The organism is Sanguibacteroides sp. AM78-02pH3A (assembly GCF_027666085.1).
Classification (GTDB): Bacteria; Bacteroidota; Bacteroidia; order Bacteroidales; family Marinifilaceae; genus Gabonibacter; species Gabonibacter massiliensis.
Window position 1 is genome coordinate 523,226 of sequence record NZ_JAQEHX010000001.1, and the last position, 25,943, is coordinate 549,168.

The 25,943-nt window shown below is 39.8% G+C and carries 24 protein-coding genes; 7 read left to right on the forward strand and 17 right to left on the reverse strand.

Features of this window, described 5'->3' with window-relative positions; translation table 11 throughout:
- Nucleotides 1-168 precede the first annotated feature (168 nt).
- The gene (locus tag PGR74_RS02250; RefSeq protein ID WP_041503650.1) at nucleotides 169-861 is read left to right on the forward strand and encodes a hypothetical protein; all 693 of its coding nucleotides are present in this window, start codon (nucleotides 169-171) and stop codon (nucleotides 859-861) included.
- Between the two features lie 108 nt (nucleotides 862-969).
- On the opposite strand, the gene PGR74_RS02255 is transcribed toward PGR74_RS02250, so the two are convergent.
- Complete coding sequence (locus PGR74_RS02255; protein WP_041503649.1) at nucleotides 970-2,754, reverse strand: aminopeptidase P family protein; 1,785 nt, start codon at nucleotides 2,752-2,754, stop codon at nucleotides 970-972.
- 629 nt (nucleotides 2,755-3,383) lie between these two features.
- Here PGR74_RS02255 and PGR74_RS02260 point away from each other — a divergent pair.
- Nucleotides 3,384-3,797 (forward strand): helix-turn-helix domain-containing protein, encoded by a 414-nt coding sequence (locus PGR74_RS02260; RefSeq protein WP_052634659.1) that lies wholly within the window; start codon nucleotides 3,384-3,386, stop codon nucleotides 3,795-3,797.
- Nucleotides 3,798-3,835: 38 nt separating this feature from the next.
- On the opposite strand, the gene PGR74_RS02265 is transcribed toward PGR74_RS02260, so the two are convergent.
- The 13 genes from PGR74_RS02265 to PGR74_RS02325 all read right to left on the reverse strand — a co-directional run bounded on the left by PGR74_RS02265 (nucleotide 3,836) and on the right by PGR74_RS02325 (nucleotide 19,116).
- On the reverse strand, nucleotides 3,836-4,741 hold the full coding sequence (locus PGR74_RS02265) for a dihydroorotate dehydrogenase (protein ID WP_041503648.1): 906 nt from the start codon (nucleotides 4,739-4,741) through the stop codon (nucleotides 3,836-3,838).
- A complete protein-coding gene (locus PGR74_RS02270; RefSeq protein ID WP_041503647.1) occupies nucleotides 4,729-5,490 on the reverse strand; it encodes a dihydroorotate dehydrogenase electron transfer subunit in 762 nt (253 codons plus the stop codon). The genes PGR74_RS02265 and PGR74_RS02270 overlap by 13 nt, the downstream gene beginning before the upstream one ends.
- 19 nt (nucleotides 5,491-5,509) lie before the next feature.
- Nucleotides 5,510-8,272: an excinuclease ABC subunit UvrA gene (gene uvrA / locus PGR74_RS02275; RefSeq protein ID WP_041503646.1), complete on the reverse strand. Its 2,763-nt coding sequence runs from the start codon at nucleotides 8,270-8,272 to the stop codon at nucleotides 5,510-5,512.
- Nucleotides 8,273-8,429: 157 nt separating this feature from the next.
- Complete coding sequence (rplI, locus tag PGR74_RS02280) at nucleotides 8,430-8,870, reverse strand: 50S ribosomal protein L9 (protein WP_041503645.1); 441 nt, start codon at nucleotides 8,868-8,870, stop codon at nucleotides 8,430-8,432.
- 21 nt (nucleotides 8,871-8,891) lie between these two features.
- Complete coding sequence (gene rpsR, locus PGR74_RS02285; protein ID WP_041503644.1) at nucleotides 8,892-9,161, reverse strand: 30S ribosomal protein S18; 270 nt, start codon at nucleotides 9,159-9,161, stop codon at nucleotides 8,892-8,894.
- A 3-nt stretch (nucleotides 9,162-9,164) separates the two neighbouring features.
- Nucleotides 9,165-9,512, reverse strand: a complete 348-nt coding sequence (rpsF, locus tag PGR74_RS02290; protein WP_200889858.1) for a 30S ribosomal protein S6 — start codon at nucleotides 9,510-9,512, stop codon at nucleotides 9,165-9,167.
- 153 nt (nucleotides 9,513-9,665) lie between these two features.
- A complete protein-coding gene (gene mltG, locus PGR74_RS02295) occupies nucleotides 9,666-10,694 on the reverse strand; it encodes an endolytic transglycosylase MltG (protein ID WP_041503642.1) in 1,029 nt (342 codons plus the stop codon).
- 6 nt (nucleotides 10,695-10,700) lie between these two features.
- On the reverse strand, nucleotides 10,701-11,747 hold the full coding sequence (locus PGR74_RS02300; protein ID WP_041503641.1) for a nucleoid-associated protein: 1,047 nt from the start codon (nucleotides 11,745-11,747) through the stop codon (nucleotides 10,701-10,703).
- A 4-nt stretch (nucleotides 11,748-11,751) separates the two neighbouring features.
- On the reverse strand, nucleotides 11,752-13,347 hold the full coding sequence (locus PGR74_RS02305; protein ID WP_235375070.1) for a DUF3078 domain-containing protein: 1,596 nt from the start codon (nucleotides 13,345-13,347) through the stop codon (nucleotides 11,752-11,754).
- A 10-nt stretch (nucleotides 13,348-13,357) separates the two neighbouring features.
- Nucleotides 13,358-14,167, reverse strand: a complete 810-nt coding sequence (locus tag PGR74_RS02310; RefSeq protein WP_041503640.1) for an SDR family oxidoreductase — start codon at nucleotides 14,165-14,167, stop codon at nucleotides 13,358-13,360.
- A 233-nt stretch (nucleotides 14,168-14,400) separates the two neighbouring features.
- Entirely contained in the window at nucleotides 14,401-15,645 is a 1,245-nt protein-coding gene (locus PGR74_RS02315) for a tetratricopeptide repeat protein (RefSeq protein WP_041503639.1), read from the reverse strand.
- A gap of 58 nt (nucleotides 15,646-15,703) precedes the next feature.
- Nucleotides 15,704-18,202: a DNA gyrase subunit A gene (gene gyrA, locus PGR74_RS02320; RefSeq protein WP_041503638.1), complete on the reverse strand. Its 2,499-nt coding sequence runs from the start codon at nucleotides 18,200-18,202 to the stop codon at nucleotides 15,704-15,706.
- A gap of 152 nt (nucleotides 18,203-18,354) precedes the next feature.
- Complete coding sequence (locus PGR74_RS02325; RefSeq protein WP_041503637.1) at nucleotides 18,355-19,116, reverse strand: MBL fold metallo-hydrolase; 762 nt, start codon at nucleotides 19,114-19,116, stop codon at nucleotides 18,355-18,357.
- Nucleotides 19,117-19,235: 119 nt separating this feature from the next.
- On the opposite strand from PGR74_RS02325, the gene PGR74_RS02330 reads away from it, so the two are divergent.
- Nucleotides 19,236-19,967 carry an SAM-dependent methyltransferase gene (locus PGR74_RS02330; protein ID WP_041503636.1) on the forward strand — a complete coding sequence of 244 codons (732 nt, stop codon included), beginning with the start codon at nucleotides 19,236-19,238 and terminating at the stop codon, nucleotides 19,965-19,967.
- A gap of 44 nt (nucleotides 19,968-20,011) precedes the next feature.
- On the opposite strand, the gene PGR74_RS02335 is transcribed toward PGR74_RS02330, so the two are convergent.
- The 3 genes from PGR74_RS02335 to PGR74_RS02345 all read right to left on the reverse strand — a co-directional run bounded on the left by PGR74_RS02335 (nucleotide 20,012) and on the right by PGR74_RS02345 (nucleotide 21,725).
- Nucleotides 20,012-20,593: a dienelactone hydrolase family protein gene (locus PGR74_RS02335; RefSeq protein WP_041503635.1), complete on the reverse strand. Its 582-nt coding sequence runs from the start codon at nucleotides 20,591-20,593 to the stop codon at nucleotides 20,012-20,014.
- A 133-nt stretch (nucleotides 20,594-20,726) separates the two neighbouring features.
- Nucleotides 20,727-21,278 (reverse strand): NADH peroxidase, encoded by a 552-nt coding sequence (locus PGR74_RS02340; RefSeq protein WP_041503634.1) that lies wholly within the window; start codon nucleotides 21,276-21,278, stop codon nucleotides 20,727-20,729.
- Between the two features lie 21 nt (nucleotides 21,279-21,299).
- Complete coding sequence (locus tag PGR74_RS02345) at nucleotides 21,300-21,725, reverse strand: Fur family transcriptional regulator (RefSeq protein WP_041503633.1); 426 nt, start codon at nucleotides 21,723-21,725, stop codon at nucleotides 21,300-21,302.
- Nucleotides 21,726-21,902: 177 nt separating this feature from the next.
- Between PGR74_RS02345 and PGR74_RS02350 the strand changes: the two genes are divergently transcribed.
- From PGR74_RS02350 to PGR74_RS02365, 4 genes are all read left to right on the forward strand, one after another.
- Nucleotides 21,903-22,217, forward strand: a complete 315-nt coding sequence (locus tag PGR74_RS02350; protein WP_041503632.1) for a hypothetical protein — start codon at nucleotides 21,903-21,905, stop codon at nucleotides 22,215-22,217.
- An 80-nt stretch (nucleotides 22,218-22,297) separates the two neighbouring features.
- On the forward strand, nucleotides 22,298-24,433 hold the full coding sequence (locus PGR74_RS02355; protein ID WP_041503631.1) for a TonB-dependent receptor: 2,136 nt from the start codon (nucleotides 22,298-22,300) through the stop codon (nucleotides 24,431-24,433).
- 14 nt (nucleotides 24,434-24,447) lie between these two features.
- Nucleotides 24,448-25,140 (forward strand): hypothetical protein, encoded by a 693-nt coding sequence (locus PGR74_RS02360; RefSeq protein WP_041503630.1) that lies wholly within the window; start codon nucleotides 24,448-24,450, stop codon nucleotides 25,138-25,140.
- A 138-nt stretch (nucleotides 25,141-25,278) separates the two neighbouring features.
- Nucleotides 25,279-25,935, forward strand: a complete 657-nt coding sequence (locus PGR74_RS02365) for a superoxide dismutase (protein ID WP_082027475.1) — start codon at nucleotides 25,279-25,281, stop codon at nucleotides 25,933-25,935.
- Nucleotides 25,936-25,943: the final 8 nt, after the last annotated feature.

A 25,943-nucleotide genomic window follows, 5' to 3' on the forward strand; every position in this document is an offset into this window, starting at 1 on the left:
TAATTTGCTAAAGGTTGCGTTGATTTGGCGAAAAAATAAAAAAACTTCACGATCAGAGAAAAAGCACTCCTTTTTTTTGCATCGTATTGTTTTTTTGCGAATATTCGCACCATGAAACACAGAATTAGTGTGCTATTTAATTATTTTAAACAATAAAAACAACTAAAAATGAGAACTATTTTAAGATTAAAGCAATTTATCTTTGTATTATTGAGTGTCACCTTATTGAACTCTTGCCTAAAGAGCGATGATCCTGATTTTGCGATTACCTACGCGAGTTGCGTAGTGCTTCAAAAAAATATAATCGACGGGGATCAAGTCGAGAAAAGATTCCTCCCTCATATTCAAATTATAGCCAACGAGGTGATGGAATCTTATACCTGTCAGGGACCCGAGGGGATTCTCAGCATGGAGTCGATGCCCGATTCATATGGCCAGGGAGCTCAAAGTAAAATATTGAACAGTCAATTTTCCACTACTTTCCCCAAAGGGAATTACAGGGTTTCCGTAAAGAATGCTAAGCAAGAGATAGCCGGATGGTCCGTCGATATCAAAGATACCGAGAAAGTATTGGGGACGATCGAAGCAACGATATCATATGAAAACGGAAGAGTAAAAGCCAAATGGAACAAGGTGGAAAACGCTAGTTTTTATCTTGTCGGAATCGGAACGAAAGGAGAACCGTACTCTTTGATTAACGGTAAAAAATTTACGGACAGTCCCGAAAGCGGAGTGGATTTCGCTATTAGCGATATCAGCGCAGGTTTTACCAAAGGCGAATATCAATTGGTGGTGCGTGCCGTTCAGTCGGAGGCAGGTATCGTGTTGGATAGCGAAAGCGTTATAATTACTTTGGACTAATCATCAGCGTAGTATAATCGCTCGAAACAGAAAAATGGAGTTCATAAAATGAACTCCATTTTTCTGTTTCTATATTCGCCCCGGTCGAAGATTTTGATGTCGCGATTTTCAGCTCTTCAGAGGATTGGTTTTATCCCGTAACCATTTTGCCTCCTCCGCTGACAAATAGGGAGACGTCTCCCGGTACACCCGCTCGTTATAAAGATTTAGCCACTCTGTTTCTTCCTGTTCCAAAAGTTCAGGTAAAATAGCCGAAGTGTCGAAATAACAAAGCGTTATCGTTTCAAACTTATAAAATTCTCCGAATTCGTTAATCGTATCCGTCCGGCAAACGATCAAATTTTCGTGGCGAATACCGTGAAGACCTTCCCTGTATAATCCCGGTTCGTTAGAGGTCACCATTCCCGGAAGTATCTCCTGGTCCTTTAAGTCGGGACGAATGGATTGCGGCCCCTCGTGCACGTTTAAGAAATAACCGACACCATGTCCTGTTCCATGACCGAAGTTTCTGTGATTCATATATAAAGGCAACCTTGCAACTATATCGATATTGCACCCTCTGGAGCCTTTGGGAAATATCAATCTGCTTAAATTGATCATACCTTTAAGGACCAGGGTATAGTCCTCTTTTTCCAAATGCGTTAATTCCCCTACGGGCATAGTACGTGTAATGTCGGTTGTACCGTGCAGGTATTGCGCACCGGAATCAACCAAATACAAACCTTTGGCTTGAATCTCGGATTGATGTTCTTTCGTGGCGGAATAATGGGGTAACGCGGCATTTTTTCCATAAGCGGAAATACATTCGAAACTGTCGGAAACGTATTCGGAATCCGCACTCCGGAATTTTTGTAACACCGCGGCAGCTTCCAGTTCGGCAACGGAGCGGGTGGCTAATGTATTTTCGAGCCAATAGAAAAATTTTGTCAAGGCAACGGCATCTTTGCGGCACGCCAAACGAAATCCAGCTAATTCCGTTTCGTTTTTCACTGTTTTCAGCAAAGGTATGGGAGAAACGATCTCCTTCACCTTGAATTTCTGACAAATCCGATGATACACGGCGTAATTACAAGTAGTCGTGTCCAAAATAAAATCGGCAGGGGACTTCAATTCATCCAAGTAAAGAAAAAGATGATGATAATCGTGTATCTCTACGCCGTCCGCACACAGTCGGCTACCGGTTTCCGGTGTGATTTTATCCTGTTTTACAAATAAATGGGCTTTCTCTTTATCGATTAAGGCATAAGCGATGGCAACCGGATTATAAGAGATATCGTTACAACGGATATTGTAAAGCCAGGCTATTTCGTCCAAAGCAGAGAATAGAATATGGTTGCCGTTATTACTAATAATAAACTCTCTTATTTTCTTAATTTTGTTTCTGACCGTTTCTCCGGCATATCGATCGGGTAATACGGTTATGGCTCCTTGAGGAAAAGCCGGACGATCCAGCCATATCTCACCCAAAAGATCCGTTTTTTCACAAACGGCTATGTTTTTAAGGGCCAAAGTATCTTTTAAGGTGCGGACATCGTTGACAGACATACAAAAACCGTCTATGCCGACGTTCTCACCCTGTTGCAAATGTTCGCACAACCATTGGGGATAATCAACGGCTCCGGGAATACGTAGTTTATGTAGTTCTATCTCTGTTTCGCTCAATTCCTGTTCTGCTTGAATAAAATAACGGGTATCCGTCCACAAGCCCACATGATCCCTGGTAACAACGACCGTACCGAAAGACCCTGTAAAACCGGAAATCCATTTCCGTTGTTGCCAGGGAGCGGGTAAATATTCACTATTATGAGGATCCGTTCCGGAAATAACGTAAGCGGCTATATTTTCCCGATCCATAATTCTTCTGAGTTCTGCTATTTTTTCCGCGATTGTCATGATTAACGTGTTTAATTTTTTTCAAATGTAAAAGAATTTCACGAAGATAACAAGGCGTTAATTATTTACATTTGTCATAATGTTTGAGTCAAAAATGAATTTACATTTGTAAAAAACACGTTGCGTTCGGACAAGGTTTCTTCCGGTAAAGAAAGGGTTTACGAATGTAAAGAAATAAGAGACAGAAAGTATTTAACACTTTGATACAATTATATTTTTACTTCTAATTATCAATGATTTATATAAATAAATTCATCTTTTACTTTAGATTGAAAGAGTATCTGAAGATGATTTTTACATGAAAACACACAAAATTGAGATGTTTTTAATACTTAAGCATCTAATTACCAGTAATATATTAGTGTTTATATCATGTTTTTATTTATAATATCAAAAGAGGTATTTTTATTTTAATACACTAATAAACAATGTATTATTTTATCATAATAGAAAAAAGGAGGGGGATCATATTTAACTACTTGGTACTTAAGTAAGATACTATTTTCACTTTCGATATACCTCTCTTTCTGTTTTACATATGTAAATAGAAAGAATTACAAATGTAATTTGCTTTTCCCCCTTCGAATCATTACATTTGTAATGCATAATATTTACAAAATGATAATCAAATGCAGGATCGGTTGAATCAATTATTTGCACAAAAAGAGCTCACTGCTACGAAATTTGCGGCGATGATCGGCGTGAGCGCTTCTACCATTTCTCATATATTAGCCGGGAGAAACAAACCCGGTTTTGATATCATCAACAGCATAGCGGAGGTATTTCCGGATATTAGTCTTACCTGGTTAATAACAGGAAAAGGTCCCATGTATACCGGAAGTGTTCCGGAACAGCCCATGAAGAAGCCGATAGAAGAACCATTGTTGTTCAAGGAGGAGGAGATCCTTAAAACCAAGCAGGTTGAAAAAGAACTTCCAGAATGGAGCACCTCTTTTCGGGTATCGTCCGAGAAAAGCAAAAACTTAAAGCGTATTCTGCTCTTTTTCGATGACGGAAGTTTCGAAGATTACAATAAAGAATAAGAGACCGGGAGAAAATTCATTTTCTCCCGGTCTCTCTTTTAAATCAAACCAATGATATCTTTAACGGATTTAAAACCGTTCTGATCCAAATATTCATTGATACCCCGTATCACTTTTAGCGTAATAGCCGGATCTATAAAGTTGGCCGTACCGATTTGGATTGCCGATGCTCCAGCCAATAAAAATTCGATGGCATCGTTAGCAGAAGTTATTCCTCCTAAACCTACAACCGGTATTTTTACGACCTTGGCAACCTGCCATACCATTCGAAGAGCTACCGGTTTTACACAGGGGCCGCTTAACCCTCCGGTTACCGTACTCAGAACAGGTTTTCGACTTTTTGTATCGATAGCCATTCCCATTAACGTGTTGATCAGGGAGACGGAATCAGCCCCAGCCTCTTCGGCGGTAAGGGCGATCTCCTGAATATTGGTCACATTGGGAGATAATTTCACCATCAGGTGTTTTTTGTATGCCTTTCTAACTTCTTTTATCACTTCTCGGGCAGAAGCACAACTGGTTCCGAAAGCCATACCGCCTTCTTTCACGTTAGGGCAAGAAATATTAAGTTCAATGGCCGGTATATTTTCCAGTTCATTGATTTTTTCCGCCGTCATTACGTAATCGGCCACGGTAGATCCGGAAACATTTACCAAAATATTACTTTTTATCGCTTGTATCTCCGGATAAATGTGTTCGATAAAATAATCCACACCCTTATTTTGAAGGCCTACCGCATTTAACATTCCGGAAGGCGTTTCGGCCATACGGGGATAGGGATTTCCTTCCCGGTGTTTTAAGGTGGTACCTTTCACGATAAAACCGCCCAATGCGCTTAAGTCGATGAAATCCTGAAACTCTATCCCGTATCCGAATGTCCCGGAAGCAGTCAAAACCGGATTTTTCAGCTGTAACCCGTTGATATTGATACTTAAATCTGCCATGTTAAATCTTTTATATTAAAAATAGGACCTTCCGTGCATACACATTTATGGCCTGTCGTCGTTTCCGTTACGCAACAGAGACAAGCGCCGATCCCGCATGCCATCGTGTTCTCGAGAGATACCTGACAATCAATATTATTCTTGTTAGCATAAGATGCAACTGCTTTCATCATCACTTCCGGTCCGCAACAGAAGATATGGTCGAAGTGCTCTTTCAATATCGAATGTTGCGTGGGGTATCCCTTTTCTCCGTAGGAACCGTCTTCAGTTGTGTAGTATACTTTTGCATATTTTTCAAACTCTTCCCGGCGTAAAATCTCTTTTTGCGTGCGGGTTCCGATCAAAAGAACGGGATCCATTCCCCCGGATCGCATGACACGCGAAAGGTGGAGCATGGGTGCCACCCCACAACCGCCTCCGATTAGCAAACATTTGCCATCCTGTGGTATTTTAAAGCTGTTTCCTAAAGGAAGGATAATATTCAACTTTTCTCCCGGTTTAAGTTCTCCCAAGGTTGCCGTTCCGCATCCCACTACTTTAATATAGAGATAGAGAAGGCCTTTCTCTCCATCCACATCATGAACCGATATGGGACGTCTCAACAAGGTGGAAGGGGATTTGTCCACTCTCACGTTTACGAATTGTCCCGGTAGAATGGGGGGTAATTCATCGGAATGAAGTACCAGCAGAACGGTATCCTGATTTAATAGCTGATTTTCTTTTACTGTAAAATCAATAATTTTCTTCATATCTGTATGTTTCAAACGCTTATTGGTACATCTCTAATTTTTCTTTTAAATATTTTCCCGTGTAGGAATTCTGGCATTTGGACAACTCTTCGGGAGTTCCCTCGAAAACCAAATAACCTCCCTCGTTACCTCCTTCGGGTCCTAAATCTATGATGTAATCGGCACATTTGATTACGTCCATATTGTGTTCTATGATTAAAACGGTGTGTCCTCGGTCAATCAAAGCATTTAAGGATTCCATCAATTTGTGGATATCGTGAAAATGTAAACCTGTCGTAGGTTCATCGAACACGAATAGGGTAGGGTCCGCGTTTTCCTGGCTTAAATGGTAAGCAAGTTTTACGCGCTGACTCTCTCCTCCGCTTAACGTACTGGAGGCTTGCCCCAGTTTTATATATCCCAGCCCCACGTCTACCAGTTTTTGCAATTTGCTAACAATGCTCCGTTCACTGTGACTACTACCGGTACCGAAAAACTCGACCGCCTGATTGACCGTCATCTCCAGAATATCGTATATATTTTTATCCTTGTATTTTACTTCCAGTATCTCCTCTCTGAAACGACGTCCTTTACAATGTTCACACTCCAGGTATACATCGGCCATGAATTGCATCTCCACTTTTATAATACCTTCCCCCTGGCACTCTTCACACCTTCCACCCGGGACATTGAAAGAGAAAAAAGCCGGTTTGAAACCATTCGTCTTGGATAGTTTTTCTTCCGCGAAAATTTTTCGTATATCGTCCCAGGCTTTAATGTAAGTTACCGGATTCGAGCGGGAAGATTTGCCGATAGGGTTCTGGTCAATAAATTCGACACCGAAAATCCGGTCTAAGTCACCGGAAAGACGATTGAAACTTCCGGTTCTATCCGAATAATCCCCGTAGTATTTTTTCAAAGCGGGAACCAGAATCGTTCTGATCAGGGTACTTTTTCCAGAACCGCTTACACCGGTTACCGCTGTCATAATGCCGAGAGGAATCCTTACGTCTATGTTTTTTAAGTTGTTTTCGGTCGCTCCTTTCAGTTCGATCCGATAGGGAGAAGTCCGACGATGATCCGGTACGGGAATGTATTTTTTGCCGGACAGATAATCTGCCGTCAGCGTATCTGCTTCCCGTATCTTATCTAAAGTTCCCTGGTATACGATTTCTCCTCCCAGTCTGCCTGCCAAGGGACCCACGTCGATAATCTCATCCGCCGCCAACATAATATCTTCGTCGTGTTCAACGACAACCACGGTATTACCCAAATCTCTTAATCTTTTCAGAACCTGAATCAGACGATCCGTGTCTCTGGAATGTAATCCGATACTGGGTTCATCCAATATGTACAAAGAACCCACTAAAGCCGACCCGAGAGAAGTGGCCAAATTGATACGCTGCGATTCTCCTCCGGAGAGGGAAGAAGAGAGACGGTTCAAGGTCAAATATCCCAAGCCCACGTCCAACAGAAATTCAATTCGATTATGAATATCCGGAAGAACCCGATCGGCTATTTGTTGATCCGGCTCTGAAAGAGACAGTCGTTCAAAAAAATACTTCAGCTCCGAGATCGGCATATCGACCAAATCGGTGATGGCTTTATGTCCTACTTGCACGTAAGAAGCCTCTTTCTTCAAACGTGTTCCATGACAGACCGGGCATTTGGTCTTTCCGGTATAACGTGCAATCATCACCCGGTTCTGAATCTTGTATTTTTTGGATTCCAAATGTTCAAAAAAAGCATAAATTCCCATCGGACTGTTCCAAAGAAGCTCTTTTTCCGCTTTAGTCAATTCGTAATAAGGCTTATGTACGGGAAAATTCGTATGATGAGCCTGACGAATGAAATAGTGCTTCCATTCGCTCATCTTCTCTCCGCGCCAACACATGACGGCATCGTCATACAGGCTCAATGATTTATTGGGAACAACGAGATCCTCGTCTATACCTAAAATTTTACCGTATCCCTCGCATTTGTTGCATGCCCCGATCGGGGAGTTAAAACTAAACATATTGACGGAGGGAATTTCAAAGGTTATACCGTCAGCCTCAAATCTGTTGGAAAAAGAACGAATCTCTCCGTCCAATTCGATGTAGCATACTCCTTGTCCTTCATATAAAGCCGTTTCAACGGAATCGTTAATCCGGGAGATGGTATCCTTCTCTTCATGCACGGTAACCCGATCGATAACCAAAAACAGGGGAACATCCGTTTTAACCTCTTCATTGCTCTCTAAAAAATCGGATATACGCGTAAATTCATGACCATACTTGATACGGCTAAACCCTTGATTCATCAAAAGTCCCAAACTCTCTTTCGTCACCGAAACAGGCTTGGCCATAATGACGACGCTTTTATCCGCGTGCCCCTGAATAATATAATCACAAATATCGTCTACGCTATGCCGTTTTACCTCTTCACCGGAAACGGGAGAGATGGTTTTACCGATACGGGCATACAACAACTTGATGTAGTCGTATAATTCGGTAGAGGTACCTACCGTTGAACGCGGATTGGAAGTATTTACCTTCTGTTCTATCGCCACTGCCGGGGGAATCCCCTTTATATAATCGCATTCCGGTTTATTCAGACGTCCCAAGAATTGACGGGCATAAGCGGATAGGCTCTCCACGTAACGACGTTGTCCTTCCGCGTACAAAGTATCAAAAGCCAAAGATGACTTGCCGCTTCCCGATACACCGGTAATCACGATCAGCCGATTCAGTTTGATTTTCAGGTCGATGTTCTTCAGATTATGAACCCGTATACCCTTCAACTCAATATATTGTTCGCTCATAAAATCTATCCTCCAATTCTTGCAAAGATAAGATTTTCACTTCATTTTCTATTTACATGAATGTGAAATGTACATAAAAAAAAGCACCTTTACGGGTGCTTTTCGTTTGGAATATGTTTGGAAATACGTTTAAGTCTTGTTTATGACTTGTTTTTAATTATTCTGAAACTACTTCGAATTCTACATCGACTTTCACTTCCCTGTGAAGTTTGATGATTGCGCTGTAAGTTCCAATCTCTTTCACATCTTTCAGCATGATCTTCTTTCTGTCGATATCGAATCCTTTCTCTTTCAGACATTCAGAAATCATGATGCTGTTAACGGAACCGAAAATCTTACCGGTAGAACTGGTTTTAGCTCCGACAGTAAGTTTTACTTCAGCCAATTTTGCTGCAAGTTCCTCAGCTTCAGCTCTCAATTTTGCTTCTTTGTGAGCTCTTTGTTTCAAATTCTCAGCAACTACTTTTTTTGCTGACTCTGTTGCTAAAATAGCATAACCTTGGGGAATAAGGTAGTTACGACCGTAACCTTGTTTAACATTTACAATGTCATCCTTATGACCTAAGTTCGCTATGTCTGTCAATAGTATAATCTCCATTTGTGTCCTCCTTCCTTAAAATTATTTCATCAAGTCGGTTAAGTAGGGCAACAAAGCAAGGTGTCTTGCTCTTTTCACGGCGGTTGCTACTTTCTTTTGGAATTTCACAGAAGTTCCGGTAATTCTTCTGGGAAGAATTTTCCCTTGCTCGTTCAAGAATTTCTTCAAAAATTCAGGATCTTTGTAATCGATGAATTTGATTCTTGCTTTTTTGAACCGACAGTACTTTTTCTTTTTGACTTCAACCGTAGGAGGGGTCAAATATCTAATTTCGCTTTCGTTCTGTGCCATGGCTTATTTCTCCTCTTGTTTTACTTGATTTTTAGCTCTTCTTTTTAACGCATACTCGTAAGCATACTTGTCTAATCTAAAGGTCAGAAAACGGATCACTTTCTCATCGCGTCTGTAAGCGGTCTCTAATTTGTCCACTAAAGTACCTTCAGCCTCGAATTGAAGCAAGTGATAAAAACCTGTAGTTTTCTTTTGGATAGGATAAGCCAGCTTGCGCAGTCCCCAAGCCTCTTCATGCTCGATATTACCTCCATTCTGGGTAATAACGTTTTTGAATTTTTCTACCGCTTCCTTTACCTGTATTTCAGATAAAACGGGAGTTGTGATGAAAACGGTTTCGTAATGATTCAACATAACTGTTTGTTTATTAATAAATTAAATAATAAAAATTATTTTATCGCCCGCAAAGTTACTACTTTACTCCGAATTTGCAAAGAAAGTAAGTATTTAATTTTGAGTTTTTTGCCATTTGTTTTATCCTCTCTGCTTGGACATCGTTCTTAATTATCTCCAAATTTTCCTTCTATCCAATTCCCGGTGGTATTCCCGCGCATGAGCGTTATGCTGTCGCAATGTTCTGGAGAAATAATGGTAACCGGAAAAGTCGCTTTTGGCACAGAAATAGAGGTAATCATGTTTCTGATAATTCAACACGCCATCAATAACCTGAATAGAGGCCATTCGGATAGGACCGGGGGGTAAGCCGGCATACTTGTAAGTATTATAGGGAGAATCTATTTCCAAATAGCGATCCAAAATCCGGGTAATCGTAAAATCTCCCAACACGAATTTAAGGGTCGGGCAAGCATCCAGCTTGATGCCCTTTTTCAACCGGTTCAGGTAAACCCCGGCGATGACGGGATACTCTTCCTTTTTTACGGTCTCTTCTTCAATAATCGAGGCCAATATGGTCACTTCAAGTGGAGAAAGTCCTATCTCTTCCGCTTTTTTCTGACGCTGTTTATTCCAAAAACGCTGGTACTCCTTATACATTCTATTCAAAAAATCAGTAGTTGAAATATTCCAATATATCTCGTAAGTATTGGGAATAAACATACCGATCACGGTTGCCGGGGAAAAACCGTATCGGATAGTCGTATCAGGATTACGAAGCCGAGAGAGTAAATCATCGGACGATACGGCCAATTGAAGAGATACCGTTCCGGCAAATTCTTCTAACGTACGTATATTATTAAATGTCAGTTGTACCGGAGATTGATTTCCCGAACGTAACATATTGATCAATTCGTTATTGTTCATACCTTCTCTGATCCGGTAACGTCCGGATTTTGCTTTTGCTTTTTTCAACCGGGCAACCTGCAGCAGGGTAGAGGGATGTTTGACATATCCCCGGCTTCGCAAGGTGTCCAGCACCTCCGTTATCGAACCGGAGCTTCGAACATAAATGATTCCGTCGTCTTTTACCGTAATATTCGGATAAAATACATAGTAATATCCGATTCCTGCTCCCATTAATCCCGCAATACACAAGGCCGCAAAGAGTATGATAATTCTTTTCGTTGCTTTAATCATGGAGGTTCAATTTTCTTCCCGGAAAAATAATTTATAATAATTCATATCTTTGGCCGAATCGTATCCTTTCTCGATGTATTTTTTTTGGCCGTGAATGTAAACATGAAAATTCTTATCCAATTTTAAAACGTGTTTAAAATAACGTTTTTCATCTTTTACGGCGCTATCCGACACGTCGAAAGAGTCCTTCAAGGCTATTTCATTTTTCTCCTCGTAGAAATTTTTAAAATCTTCAAACGCGCGAATGACTTGCGGATCCATGACAATCTCTTCTTTAAATCGATCTTCATCAAAAGTGTCTGCTTTTTTGAAATAATCGATGGATCTATTCAACATATCGATCTGATCGGCTTTAGGAATATCGTTTTCCTGATTATAAACCTCTTGTACGAAATCTTTACATAACTTCAAGTAATTGGAAGTCTGAAAATAGTCATCCTCCTGCTGTTCCAATCCCAAAAAATCAGTTGTCCAATATACCGCTTCCGTATGATTAGTTTTATCCAAAACAGTAACCCGATAGCCGCTCTCCTCGTTCATGTTAAATATCAGACAAGCCTTATCTAACTTTTTAATGTTAATACCGGACTCACTGGTTAGTTGATAACTATTTTGATTAACAATGATTTTCAAAAAAGTATCTTTATTTTCCGATTTAAAAATACCGATCGCATCGCAAGTTCCGTCTTCCAATAAACAGTTTTTAAAATGCACCAAATAGAGTTCTCCGGATTTGATATTCGGATGGTTGGATTGTTCGAACAAATGCCGGGCGATGTCGATGGATGCCTTATAGAAAGAGGCAGGGTCCTCGAACACAGAACGTATCGCCGCGTACACGGGATTGCGGGAAAGTTCTCCCTCGTAAGCGGAAAAACGATAAAAGGCATCTCTTTTGAAAGGAGTCAGAAAATAAGTTTTCAGCAAATTATGAACTTCCTGTTCGTCCGGAACAAAATTAGATTCGGAAAACCGGATGTCTCCTTCTTCATACTTATTTCCTATATCGTGAATAACGATATTACCAATTTCACAATTTTCAAAATTCATCATAAGATTAAAATCTAAAATATATACCGAGATTCAGCGTCTCTTTGAACTGTATTTTTTTCGAATAATTTTGATCGTATATGGCATTCATATAAACGGATGTCTTCATAAAATAATTTATTTTGAAATCGAGACTCAAACGCCAATCAACGGTTATGTATTCCGGTTTCTCATAATAACTGGAAAAAATAATCAACCGGTTATCTATTTTCAAAAACTTAAAAAATTCATGCTCATTCCTTAATTCCACTTTGGCTCCGGCATCGCTCCTGTACCTTTTTCCCTTTTCGACACCATAACGTGTCGGATCAACTCTGGCCGTATCCCGAACATAGATCCATTGTCCGGCAATAGGCGAGAGGTAAAGAGAGATATTGTTTTTAGGTTTATAATCAAGACCTAAGGAGATGGTGAAGTAACCCGGAGAGAGAAAATTAGCGATAATTTGGTCGTTTTTAGGATAATTGTGAGTCCTGAACAGTACCGTATTCATATCGAACTGAGCCGCGTAATTCCAGTGTTTAAAAGCTTTTACTCCTAATTTGGATAATACTTCAAATTTATCTTCGTTTTTACTTAACTCTTCCTTTCCGCTCTTTAGCGCCCCTAATCTATACCGGAATGCATTCTCCCAGGATAAACTGTTCTTCTTGTAATTTAAAAAATACTTCAAATCGGAAAGAATAGAAAGTGAATTTTCACCCCCAGAAGCCCAACTGTCACTAAAATATCCTTGTCCGAATGCGAAACTGATATCCCAGTAATACCGCCAGTAGTTTCTTTTTATCGGAAGAGGTGTCAGGGGTTTTAATTTTAAATAGGCCGAGTCCTGTATCTTCAAGCTGATATCTTTTGAAATTTTATCGGCTTGACTGTACTTCTGATACATGTTTTCATCCACAAAAAACTTCACCCGATTTCCACGGGAAGAGACTCTTAACCAGGATCCCACGGAATCTCCCGCGACGCTTTTGGTCGAAAAATAGTAGTAATAGGTTTTTCCTCTATTCAACCAAACCTGATTGGGTTTATCCGAAGCGTTCAGTATGATTAGTGGAATGGAATCCCTGCTTTTTTCACGCATCCATTGATAATTCTCATCTTTTTCCATAAAAGTTAGAAGAGATTGCAAATCTTGATTCAAAAGTATATCGTAACGTGCCGAATCCATAGGATTTCTCTTACGGTATTCCAGGCTATCTTTTTTGATTCGTTCCCGTATTTGTTGAATGGCTTTTTCTTTTTCTTCAATGGTTGCAAAATAGGCCCGAAGATAATTTATCATGTATTTTATATGTTCATTTTCAGCGTATCCCCTCAACGTATTTATGGCTTGTTTCAACTCGTAATATTTTGATCTGTCTCGGGTAAGTTTTTCCAACGCGTAACGAACGGCGGGATTTTCTATATGTTCATTTTTTAATTGTGCCGATCGATAAACCAAATCGGGAATACGGGTAAAACGGAGTGAGTCCGTCCGACTGATTTTTAAAACAGTTATCGGAATGGGATAAGATTTCATGATTTTCAGTATTCCCTTTTCCTGAGCGAAAAGAGAAAAAGAGAGGAAATTCAGTATAAAAACAAATACATAAAATCTCATCGATTCACAATTATTTAAAAGGAGAATCAGGTTCCTTGGCCATATGATTATAAGCCAGTTTATCCAACAAGCTGGGCCACCATTTACTTAAGAATACGGATATTTTTCCCTCCACTAATGTCATAATAATTTCCCGTTTCCGTTTTCTTATTCCTTTCACGATGATTGCAGCACACTCCTCTGCAGACATCATCTTACTTTCTTCCCGGGGACTTTCTCCTTGCTGGTTTCCATCTGCAACCAGTGCGGTTTTACGAATATTGGAAGCCGTAAAACCGGGAGCTGCAACCAATACATGCAACCCTTTTTTCAAATTTTCTACCCTCAAGGTGTTCAAAAAACCTCTTACGGCGAATTTACTTGCTGCATACCCGGTTCTCCCCGGTAAACCTACAAAACCGGCCACAGAGATAATTCCGACCAAACTGCCCTTGGAATGAAGTAAATAGGGGATAGCATATCTTGAACAATAGACAGTTCCCCAAAAATTAACATCCATAACGCGCCGAATGACATCCACATCCAACTCGTCAAATAATGCCCTCATGGAAATCCCGGCATTATTGATTAAAATATCAATTTTCCCGAATTTCTGGACGGTTTGCTCGATCAAATGTTTACAATCGTCTTCGCGGGTCACATCCGTTTGAACCGCAAGAACCTCAATACCTTTATCGTTCAGCTCTTTTTCCATTTGCTGAAGTTCCGCCAAATTGCGGGCTGCCATTACGATTTTACTCCCGAATTTTGCAAATTCATATACTAACGCCTTACCGATTCCGGAAGAAGCTCCGGTAATGATTACCACTTTATTTCGCATGAGATAATTTTATTCATTACTTTGACTTACAAAAATAAGAATAAAAAGTGGATTTGAAAAACAGATCGTTTATCGATAAAAATGAAAAATTGCCTCGTGGGAATTGCTTGTATAATTTGTCCTATAATTTATATTATGTTAAGTGTAATATGTAAAAAGAATTAAAATACCTTCTACCGCAATAAAAAAGACGAGACTTTTTGAATCTCGTCTTTTTAGAAGAAACCGGACTTTTATAAACTTTCCAGCATCTCTTTTGTTTTTTCATATTTCTTCATGTAGTCCGTATTGGGTTTTTCCCTCAACCGGTAATATAACTCTTTCAACGTGGTCAACGTATTTTTCTCTCCCGGTTCCAATTCCAAGGCTCTTTCAAAATAAGGAATAACCGACTCGTATTCTTTCAATATCTGTTCATAAGCCACTTTATACTTAGCGTCATCCAGTTCGTCTATTTTGTTATGTTTTTCGATAACTTTGTTCAACTGAATATTTCCCAAGTTGTACTGGGCTCTGAAATCATCCGGATTTAATTCCAACGTTTTAAGATACATCGCTTCGGCTTTATCCGTTTGCTTCAAAATCTCGTACATATCACCTTTAGCACGATAGAGCTCCGAATTGTCGGGTGTTTGTTCAATAGCCGCATCTAAGAATTGTTCTGCTTTTTCCGGGGTATCTCCTTGCAGGTAATAGTTGATCAACTGAATCAGCAAATAAGATTCATTCGGGAACAATTCGTGTCCTTTCAGCAGATACTGAACAGCTTCTTCCTGGTAATTTTTTCCTAAAACGCTATCCCCTGCATCATTTGCATTCTTGCTTTGAGTAAACAGGATGCTGATAATCATCGGATATACTTTTGAGGCGTCATAGTTCAATTCCAGTGATTTTTTATAAAAATCCAACGCCTGTTCCAAGTCTCCTGCCCGTTGGGCCGTAATACCTGCATTGTAAATAATAGCCGTATCAACTCTTTGGCTTCCGTATTCCGAGGCATTGATTTCCAACACGCGTTTAAAATTATCTAAAGCGAGGGCAAAATCTTTTTTTGCGGCGTCAGGATTTGCTTTATTATCATTATCCACTCCTTTATTATAATTTTCGACACCATAATTTTGAAAATCAGCAACCAGGTTGGCATATTGATTGATCAAATCTTTTTTAAATTTTCCCTTATCATCCAGTTTAATGACTTGTTGAAAAGCTTCCCACGCGATATTCAGAGGGTCTTTTACCAACTTCAAATAATCCGGATTTTGAGACTCGTAAATGGCTTGGTAAATCTGTCCTTTTACAAAATAGGCTTTGGGCCAGCTTACACAATTCTCGTGAACGATAGCTTCATCTATTAATTCTTTGGCTTTGTCTAACTTTCCTTGCGTGAAAAAGCTAACCGCAGAAGTAACTTTCCCCTTTTGTGCAAATGTGAAATTCGCACAAAGTAGAAGTGCAATGATAAAAGATAGTTTTCTCATACGTTATAAAATTTGTTTTACATTTAGATGTTTTTTCAAATCGTCAGTTATTTTCGTTTTACTCTGTTCCGTCTTCGATATCCCCCTGCTTCTCTCCTTCCACCTCTTCTTCTTTAGCGGAAGAGACCTTAGCAACAGCGGCAATAGCATCATCGTTTCTTAAATTAATCAATTTCACACCCTGCGTATTCCTTCCCATTACCCTTAATGTCGATATATCAAGACGTATTGTCAGGCCTGATCTATTGATAATCATTAGATTGTCATCGTCTGTTACATCGATTAAAGAAATCAGGTTACCAGTTTTCTCCGTTAGATTAATGGTCTTCACACCTTTTCCTCCCCTATTGGTAATACGATAATCTTCAATATCGGAGCGTTTTCCGTATCCGTTTTCCGAAACGACCAAAATATCTGCTTTTCCCGGTTCAACGCATATCATACCTATAACCTCATCGTCTTCACTACCCAGCGTTATACCTCTGACACCTGAAGCCGTTCTTCCCATCGGACGAACCTTATTTTCAGGGAAACGAATGGCTTTACCCGATTTGACGGCTATCATGATATCGTTTTCTCCGTTTGTCAATTTGGCATCCAAAAGTTGGTCCCCCTCTTTTATCGTAATTGCATTTACACCATTCGCACGAGGACGCGAATAGGCTTCTAAGGTCGTTTTCTTCACGATACCTTGTTTGGAACATAAAACGATATAGTTGCTGTTTATATAATCCGTATCTTTCAGATCCAAAATGTTAATATAAGCTTTGACTTTATCGTCCGGTTCAATATTTAACAGATTCTGTATGGCTCTACCTTTGGATTGTTTCGTACCTTCCGGAATTTCCCATACTTTCAACCAGAAACATTTTCCTTTTTCGGTGAAGAACAGCATCGTATTATGCATGGTTGCCGTAATCATGTGTTCCAGGAAGTCTTCATCGCGAGTTGCGGATCCTTTTGATCCTACTCCTCCCCGATTTTGAACCTTGTATTCACTTAAAGGAGTACGTTTGATATATCCCATATGCGAGATGGTGATCACCATCTCTTCGTCGGCATAAAAGTCTTCGGGGTTGAATTCTTCAGATGCGTATACGATATCCGTTCGCCGCTCGTCTCCGTATTGCGCCTTTATCTGCAATAACTCATCTTTAATGATTTGCATCCTCAGTTCCACGCTTTCCAAAATAGCTTTCAGATGCTCGATCAATTTCATGATCTCTCCGTATTCCGTCCTTAGTTTATCCTGTTCCAGGCCTGTTAACTGACGTAACCTCATTTCGACAATAGCTCTGGCCTGAACCTCGCTTAGAGAGAAACGTTCTATCAATCCGTTTTTAGCTTCATCGGGGGTTTTCGAGGCACGAATAATACGAATGACTTCGTCGATGTGATCGGAAGCAATAATCAGACCTTCCAGGATATGGGCACGATCCTCCGCTTGCTTCAATTCAAAACGGGTACGACGGGTAACGACATCATGACGGTGATCCACGAATAACCGAATCAAATCCTTCAAATTCAGCAACCGGGGTCTTCCACCGACCAACGCGATGTTATTGACCCCGAAAGAGGTCTGCAATGCCGTGTGTTTCAATAATGTATTTAAAACGACATTGGCAATCGCATCTTTTTTCAGATCGATAACGATTCGCATTCCATTACGATCCGATTCATCATTGATGTTTGAAATTCCGTCTATCTTTTTTTCATTCACCAAGTCTGCAATCTTAACGATCAACTCGGCTTTATTAACCATATAAGGAATTTCATGCACAATGATCTTCTCTCTTCCGTGAGGTGTCGTTTCTACGGAAGTTTTAGAACGGACGATAACCCGTCCTCTTCCCGTGTGATATGCCTCTTTTACTCCACTATATCCGTAAATCGTACCTCCTGTCGGAAAATCAGGAGCTTTGATGATCCGGATCAGATCATCGATCTCAATATCATTATTGTCAATGTACGCGCATATGGCATCGATGGTATCTCTAAGATTGTGAGGCGGCATATTGGTCGCCATCCCGACGGCGATACCGGATGCGCCGTTTACTAATAAAATAGGAATCCTGGTCGGTAATACACTCGGTTCTTTTAAGGATTCGTCAAAATTAGGTATCATATCGACCGTATCCTTCTCCAAATCTGCCAAAGTCTCTTCGGCAACCTTCATCAGACGTGCTTCTGTATAACGCATAGCAGCCGGACTATCCCCGTCGACCGATCCGAAATTACCCTGCCCTTCTACCAATCTGTATCGTAGAGACCACTCCTGAGCCATACGTACCATTGCCATGTACACGGAACTATCTCCATGAGGATGATATTTTCCCAATACTTCTCCAACTATTCTGGCTGATTTCTTGAATGGTTTACCAGAGGTCACCCCCAATTCACTCATTCCATACAACACCCTTCTGTGCACCGGCTTTAAGCCGTCCCGAACATCTGGTAATGCGCGGGATACAATCACCGACATTGAATAATCAATGTACGAAGATTTCATCTCCTCCTCGATGTTGATTTTAATAATTTTTTCTCCGATGTTTTCCATTTAATATGATCTAATTACTCTATTAACAAATTGGCAATAAGGTTATTATGTGTAAAATAACCCTTTCTGTCCCAAAATTTCACAAATGTAATAAAAACGACCGATTAATTGAAATTTTATCCTCTTTTTTATTAACATTTGCGAGACGAGATTCAAATTTCAAATGTCAGCATATCATGGGCTAACCGTACGTTCGAAGGTAATTCTGCAGAGACTTGGGTACTCAATCCCATCTGATGCCCGATATGTGTGATATAAGCTTGTTTAACTTGTAATTCCCGAATAACCTCCAAAGCCTGATCCAATGAAAAATGAGATATATGAGGCTCTTTCCTTAGTGCATTGATAATCAAATACTCCACTCCTTTCAGTTTTTTCTTGTTCTCTTCAGATATGAAATTTGCATCCGTAACATACGCAAAATTACCGATCCTGAAAGCGGTAACGGGCAATTTGTAATGCATGACCGTGAGCGGGATAATTTTTATATCGTCCACATAAAAAGGACGATTATCGATGACATGCATGCTCATATCGGGGACACCCGGATACTTAACGGGCATGAAAGCGTAATCGTAATCCTTATGGACGGCATCACAGGTTCGTTGATCGCAATAGATATCAACATATCCTCCTTTTATCCAATTAAAAGCTCTTACATCATCCAGTCCCCCGGTATGATCTTTGTGTTCATGTGTCAAAAGAATGGCCCTCACGTCCTTTACGTGTGCCCTTAACATTTGGTACCTGAAATCAGGACCGGCATCGATCAACAATTTTTTCCCTTCTATTTCAATCAGAGCAGAACTTCTCAATCGTTTATCGCGGGTATCACTGGATCGACACACTTCACATTCGCATCCGATAACGGGTATCCCTTGCGAAGTCCCACTTCCTAAAATCGTTATTTTCATCGGTTAAGCATTTAATATCATAAAAGAATCTCCGGAAATCTCCCCCGTCAGCCTCTTTTAATACGGACAAAATTAATAAGATAAAAATAATCCTATATATTTGCAGCAAACATTTTATCATGGGAAAATTATATTTACTCCCCAATTTACTTGGAGATACGGAAGTTCGGCAGGTACTTCCCGAACACGTGACCGACATTTTAAAAAAACTAAGGGTATTCGCAACGGAAAACGTCAAAAACACCAGACGGTTTTTAAAAAAAATAGATAAAAATATTTGCATCGACGAATTGATTTTTTTGGATCTGAACGAGCACTCGACACGGGAAGAGATCGAATCTTATCTTCCTTACTTGGCCGTGCAGGATGTAGGTATTATTTCAGAAGCCGGATGTCCGGGTATTGCCGATCCGGGTGCGGAGCTCGTGGCATTAGCTCATCAACACCAGTTTCAAGTCGTCCCGTTGGTCGGTCCTTCGTCCATCCTTTTAGCTTTAATGGCTTCGGGCTGCAACGGACAAAATTTTTCATTTAACGGTTATCTGCCGGTAAACAGACAAGACCGGGCCAAAGCGTTGAAAATATTCGAGAAGCAATCCTTACAAGAAAACAGGACTCAAATATTTATTGAAACACCTTACCGGAATCTGACGTTATTGGAAGATATGTTATCCGTTCTCTCTCCGACAACGAAACTGACCATTGCCTGTGATTTAACAACGGCGAACGAGTACGTCAAAACACGATCGGTGAAAGAGTGGAAAAATGAAAAACCCGATATACATAAACGACCGACCATATTCATCGTGTACGCGGGAATGAATGAATGTAAAAAAGGCTGTCGATCGTAAAATCGGGACAGCCTCCTATAAGATAAAGTCTCTTTTTCAAATATTTAGTGAGTATTGAACCACCGGTAAACATTCTTTACCGTTTTATCTAACACTAAAGGATCTTCATAGTATTGCACACGAGAAACCGAATCTTCCCAAATGGCCATTTTGTCTTCCGCCTTAATGGTCGCGTATATCTCCCGTGCCGATTCCAAACTTTCGTTTTCTCCGCCATGGATAATGATCGTAGGTGTTTTCAGTTGAGAAGCTTCTTTCTTCTTGTAACAACCGGATACGAGAGCAATAGCTCTCAACCGTTGCTCTTCTTCGCTACGATTAATGACCTCGTTCGTTCCGTGACAAATACCGACCGCATACATTTTGTCTGCATCTACCTCTTCTTTGAAGCTCAGGTAATCAATGGCGGCTTTAATGTTTTCGGTCTCTTCCAAGCATAAGGTAACATAACCGTAATTAGCCAGTCTCGTGGCATATCGCATAGAAATTTTATCATCTTTTGAGTTCTGCGGCCCTAACACGATCACGGCCGGCTTTTTTCCTGCCTCTTCAGGATTGCATAACCATCCTTTTATTGTATTTTCATTAGATAAAATCACGTCTTCACATGTATAACTTCTCATCATCTTCTTTGTTTTAATATTATTACCTGATTCGTTTACGGAAAACAAAAGCAAAGGTTACACTTTTATCGAAAAAAAATGAAGAAAGGACCTCCTTAAACCGGGAAGTCCTTCATAAAAAAAGAGTTATATCTAATTATTTTTTAAAATAACGATTATAAAGCCCTTCAAAACCTTTACCGTGGCGAGCCTCGTCCTTGCACATTTCGTGAACGGTATCGTGAATCGCGTCTAAATCCAACTTTTTAGCTAACGTGGCAATACGTTTTTTGTCTTCACATGCTCCGGCTTCAGCTTCCATGCGTTTTCTCAAGTTTGTCTCGGTATCCCACACGCATTCTCCTAACAATTCTGCAAATTTCGAAGCATGTTCTGCTTCTTCCCAGGCATAGCGTTTGAAGGCTTCGGCTATTTCCGGATATCCCTCGCGGTCAGCCTGACGGCTCATGGCCAAGTACATTCCGACCTCCGTACATTCGCCGTTGAAGTGAGCTCTTAATCCTTCAAGCACTTCAGCATCAACTCCTTTTGCCACTCCAATCCGGTGCTCGTCGACAAAGGTCAATGCACCTTCGGTTTCAACCAACTCCTTGAATTTACTTTTCGGTTGCTTACATTGAGGACAAAATTCAGGAGCTTCATCTCCTTCGTGAACATAACCACATACGGTACAAATAAATTTTTTCATAACGCTCATTTTAATAAATTACTACTTATCTTTTCTCTCTATACAATTTTTACAAAATCCTTTATAATACAGATGAATTTCCGTGACGACAAACCCCTCCTCCCCCTTAAAAGAAAACTTTTCCATATCTTCTACGGAAAGGTCGTGTACTTTTCCACACCCCATACACATGAAATGGGCGTGAGGCATGGTATGGATATCGAACCGAATATTTTTCTCGTCAATAACTATCGGAGTAACGGCTTTTTGCCCGACAAATAATTTCAACGTATTATATACCGTCGTTTTGGATAAAGTCGGGTATTCCGGAGATAACGCATCATAAATCTCCTCTACGGTAGGATGTATTCTATGGGAAATCATATAATCCATTATGGCGATCCTCTGCACCGAAGGCTTTATATGATATTTACCTAAATACGCCTGAATCTCCTGTATTTTATTCATTATTTATTTGTAACAATTACATTTTTTAAACTTGTACAAATATATAAAAATTGTTTCTTTAACAATTTATTTACAAGTATAATTCTTTAAAATTTAGAATGTTTCTAATTAATTGTATTTTTCGATTAATTTTGATATTAGCATGAAGCGTATCTATATTTTTAATAGCTTTGTAGCATGTTTTTTATAGGCCCATCGGTACATATATTTGTATATCTGCTTGTTTCAGCCTTTTTCTTTATCTGTTTTTATACAAAAAGCGAAACAAGAATTCGGGAAAACTTACCGGAAGAGAAAATTATTACTCTCTCCCAAGGGACTTTCGAGACATTATCCGCGTGTAAAATAGTAGATTTTATAAAAAATACGATTCATAAGGAGCCGGAGGCGGCAGAATTTTTAGTTTTAAAGAAAAAAGTTTTACCCTACATCATAAATTACAAAGATCCTCTTTCGTCGAGTAAAACCCTTCGAGCCCCTCCTGCTGCTTAATTAGCTTTTTCGCTTTCCGCTATTACGACATCCGTTTGTAATGCACTTTGAACTGATTTACCTTACTAAAATTTATTATAATGCGAATAACTATTTGTATAATACTATTTTGCATCCTATCCAAAGCCCTAAAAGGGCAAAGCAGTACGGCCATTCGCGAGCAAGATTCAACTTACAGCATAATTGAACAATTAAAAGAGGTCGTCGTATCTGCCGAGAAAAGGATATTGCCTATAAACAGTATTCCCATAGCCTTAACTGTCATCACGGGGAAGAACCTGCCGAACGAAAATAATCTGGATTTAAGGAATCTATCGGGAATCGTTCCCAACTTTTACATACAGGAGGACGGTCTCAAATTATCAACCCCCTTGTATATACGCGGAATAGGTACCGTTTCCGGTACTCCTCCTGTCGGGTTATACGTGGACGGAGTTCCCGTTTTCGATAAAAATGCTTTTATTTTTGATCTGTACGATGTCAAACAGATTGAGGTTTTACGGGGACCGCAAACAACACTTTACGGAAGAAACAGTATTATCGGATTGATCAATATCACAACCAATATACCTTCAAATGTTTTTTCCATGGAAGCGAAAGCCGGAGTGGCCAGTTATAATTCACAAAACTACATGATATTAACGAATTTGCCTCTCCGTAACGTTATTTATAACAAGCTGTCTTTTACTTATAACCGCACGGACGGATACTTTAAAAACAGGTATACGGGAGGTAAGCCTAATCAATCCGACTCTTATAATCTGCGTTATCAGGGATTAGTACATACGAACAACACCTGGAAGATAGCTTTGGGTATGAATTACAACCATAGCTTCGACGACGGATACGCCTACCACGCGATCGATTCGTTAAAACGACATCGCTATACCGTGAATTACAACGCGACCTCTTCCTATGAAAGAGATCTGGTATCTACTTACGTTAACCTGAAAAGAAATTTCGAACGAACGTCTTTCCTGTGGGTGACTTCTTACTCCTGGTCGGAAGACAAGCAGCTATTAGATGCCGATTTCACTCGTTATGATGTTTTTCAGAATGAAAAAAGCTCTAAACAAAATCTGATTACGCAAGAGATCAATTATCAATCGACTCAGGCAAAACGCATAGATTGGACTGTCGGGACTTTCGGTTTTTACAAAGACTTAACGAATAATTATTTGGCATTATTCGGAGAAGACCGGCAATTGTTGCTTCCGATTGATTTGGACAAGGCTTTGTATTATAACAGTACAAAAACCTGGGGAGCTGCCGGATACGGTCAGATTACCGTAAAAGATTTACTTCCCGGACTAATGCTCACCATCGGATTGAGATACGACTATGAAAAGGTAAAACTGTCGTATCGCGACAGTCTACTCTATCACGGAGAGCAAAAATTTACCGGTTATCATGATTGGAAAGAGTCCAAAGATTACAAGGAGTGGTTACCCCAATTTTCTATTTTACAGAGGTGGAGCGACCAATTGTCCGTTTACGCGAGTGTATCCAAAGGCTATAAAGCGGGAGGTTATAATATTATTTCTAATGAAATGACGTCTCAAATAGTCAAGTTGGGCTATGATAAAGAGAGCCTGTGGAATTACGAGACGGGAGTAAAATATTTTAGCCGAAACAGTAAATTCAACCTGAACGCTTCTCTTTTTTATATCGATTGGAAGGATCAGCAGATATTCGTCATGGGCATGATGGGACCAAGTATCAAGAACGCCGGAGATGCCCGAAGCATAGGAGGCGAAATGGATATGAAATGGGAATTTGTGTCTCGCCTAACCTATTTCTTATCTGCAGGATACAGCGATTCGGAGTATTACCATCACCTGAACAAAGAGTATGAAGGAAATAAAATCGTTATGGCCCCCGACTTCACGATGAATACGGGATTCTCTTACTATAAACGCATAAAATTTTTCTGTTTTAATACTTTGACAGCTTCTACTTCGGTAACCGGTTTCGGGACACAATATTTTGACGAAGCAAATCGCTTGAAGCAGAATCCTTATTTCCTCTGGAACATGGATTGGGGTATATCAGGGAAGTACATTGACTTCAGAATATGGGGAAAAAACATATTGAACAAAGCGTTTTTCAGCTATATGTTTACCAGTCCGGTAGGAGCCAATTTACCCGCTTATCGCCATTCAGGGCAATCCGGAGCCCCTTCAAGATTCGGAGCTTCCATTACGTTTAAAATTTAAATAAAACAATCATCATGAAAAACAAATTGACTTCTATCATTTCGATATTATCCCTGTTATTCGTTATCGTTTCTTGCAATGACAACAAAGAACCGGAACCCTTTTTGCAAGGAACATGGGCTTACAAAGCTCCTTATTTCGTGTTCGAATATAGCGAGGAAAACATAGATGTGAATTGGGGAGGACAAACACTTCAATTTAAACCCGAAGAGTTAACGACGATGTTCAAGTCCATGGCAGGAACTAAAATGGGAGAATATTTTGTCGGTATACAATTTGTTTCCGAATCGGAAATGAATATCAATATGAAATTTAAAGACCAGACACAAAAGACATTAAAAGCCACTTATGAAACTCAAGGAACCAAGTTGGGTATCTTATTGGATAAAGAGAGTTTAAAAGAGATTACCGGAAAAGAATTGAATATTCCTCAACTCTCTTTCGATTATAAAATTATCAACAACCAGTTGACGGCCTATTTGAACTGGAGCTATCTGAAAGGCTTTTTAAATACACCCTATGTATCCGGTATGTTAGATCAATTATTTCCCACGTTGGCCGCAACGCTTCTGAAAGACCAGTGGCAATTTATGCCGGAACAAGCTCAACAGGCCGTGGTCAATCAGCTGAAACAGATCTTTAACGAAGTTAAATCAAAGACAGAAGACTTAGAGATCGGTGTCGTAATGGAATCCGTTTCCCTCTAAAAATGATTATATTGCAAATATATGATACTAATTTGGCAAAAAAAGATTTAAATTGTATAACTTTATAAGGCTTGAATTGCAACTTTCGTTTGGAATCGGACGTATAACAGTAGCCTGTCAAATTAAAAAAGATACATTATGAAAACAGAAGAATTTAAAGAGTTAGATGTGTTGATTTCATCGAACGTAATAAATGCCAGAGGTGAGGACAAAAAATTCAAATTACCCCCTCTTCCTTATAAAGAAAACGGTTTGGAGCCTTATATCAGCGAGAAAACCATTCAATTCCATTACGGAAAACACATGGCTACTTACATCAATAATATGAACAATCTGATTGCCGGTACCGAATACGAAAACATGTGTTTAGAAGGGATCGTGATGAAATCGGAAGGCGGTTTATTTAACAACGCCGCCCAATCTTATAATCACGCGTTTTATTTTGAGGCATTCAAACCTTACGATTCGGCCAAAGTGGTTCCAACCGGAAAAATAAAAGAGTTGATTGATAAATCTTTCGGTAGCTTCGAAGCTTTTAAAGAAGCATTCACAAAAGCCGCCACGACCTTATTTGGTTCCGGATGGGCTTGGGTGATACTTACGAAAGAAGGAAAACTCGAAATCGAACAAACCGGAAATGCGGACAATCCGTTGAAACGCGGTAAAAAACCGATCTTAACCATAGACGTATGGGAACACGCTTACTATTTGGACACTCAAAACGCCCGTCCGAAGTACATAGAAAATTTTTGGAATATCATTGATTGGAACGTTGTCAATCAGCGGTTAAAATAAAAAATCGG

Coding starts and splice junctions, on each gene's coding strand:
- uvrA (WP_041503646.1), bottom strand. CDS start 8,272: ATGAGCGAACAATATATTGAGTTGAAGGGTATACGGGTTCATAATCTG.
- PGR74_RS02255 (WP_041503649.1), bottom strand. CDS start 2,754: ATGACAATCGCGGAAAAAATAGCAGAACTCAGAAGAATTATGGATCGG.
- gyrA (WP_041503638.1), bottom strand. CDS start 18,202: ATGGAAAACATCGGAGAAAAAATTATTAAAATCAACATCGAGGAGGAG.
- PGR74_RS02340 (WP_041503634.1), bottom strand. CDS start 21,278: ATGAAAAAATTTATTTGTACCGTATGTGGTTATGTTCACGAAGGAGAT.
- PGR74_RS02265 (WP_041503648.1), bottom strand. CDS start 4,741: ATGGCAGATTTAAGTATCAATATCAACGGGTTACAGCTGAAAAATCCG.
- PGR74_RS02355 (WP_041503631.1), top strand. CDS start 22,298: ATGCGAATAACTATTTGTATAATACTATTTTGCATCCTATCCAAAGCC.
- PGR74_RS02300 (WP_041503641.1), bottom strand. CDS start 11,747: ATGATGAATTTTGAAAATTGTGAAATTGGTAATATCGTTATTCACGAT.
- PGR74_RS02350 (WP_041503632.1), top strand. CDS start 21,903: ATGTTTTTTATAGGCCCATCGGTACATATATTTGTATATCTGCTTGTT.
- mltG (WP_041503642.1), bottom strand. CDS start 10,694: ATGATTAAAGCAACGAAAAGAATTATCATACTCTTTGCGGCCTTGTGT.
- PGR74_RS02345 (WP_041503633.1), bottom strand. CDS start 21,725: ATGAATAAAATACAGGAGATTCAGGCGTATTTAGGTAAATATCATATA.
- PGR74_RS02315 (WP_041503639.1), bottom strand. CDS start 15,645: ATGAGAAAACTATCTTTTATCATTGCACTTCTACTTTGTGCGAATTTC.
- rpsR (WP_041503644.1), bottom strand. CDS start 9,161: ATGGCACAGAACGAAAGCGAAATTAGATATTTGACCCCTCCTACGGTT.
- PGR74_RS02270 (WP_041503647.1), bottom strand. CDS start 5,490: ATGAAGAAAATTATTGATTTTACAGTAAAAGAAAATCAGCTATTAAAT.
- PGR74_RS02335 (WP_041503635.1), bottom strand. CDS start 20,593: ATGATGAGAAGTTATACATGTGAAGACGTGATTTTATCTAATGAAAAT.
- PGR74_RS02310 (WP_041503640.1), bottom strand. CDS start 14,167: ATGCGAAATAAAGTGGTAATCATTACCGGAGCTTCTTCCGGAATCGGT.
- PGR74_RS02260 (WP_052634659.1), top strand. CDS start 3,384: ATGCAGGATCGGTTGAATCAATTATTTGCACAAAAAGAGCTCACTGCT.
- rplI (WP_041503645.1), bottom strand. CDS start 8,870: ATGGAGATTATACTATTGACAGACATAGCGAACTTAGGTCATAAGGAT.
- PGR74_RS02360 (WP_041503630.1), top strand. CDS start 24,448: ATGAAAAACAAATTGACTTCTATCATTTCGATATTATCCCTGTTATTC.
- PGR74_RS02325 (WP_041503637.1), bottom strand. CDS start 19,116: ATGAAAATAACGATTTTAGGAAGTGGGACTTCGCAAGGGATACCCGTT.
- PGR74_RS02365 (WP_082027475.1), top strand. CDS start 25,279: ATGAAAACAGAAGAATTTAAAGAGTTAGATGTGTTGATTTCATCGAAC.
- PGR74_RS02250 (WP_041503650.1), top strand. CDS start 169: ATGAGAACTATTTTAAGATTAAAGCAATTTATCTTTGTATTATTGAGT.
- PGR74_RS02305 (WP_235375070.1), bottom strand. CDS start 13,347: ATGAGATTTTATGTATTTGTTTTTATACTGAATTTCCTCTCTTTTTCT.
- PGR74_RS02330 (WP_041503636.1), top strand. CDS start 19,236: ATGGGAAAATTATATTTACTCCCCAATTTACTTGGAGATACGGAAGTT.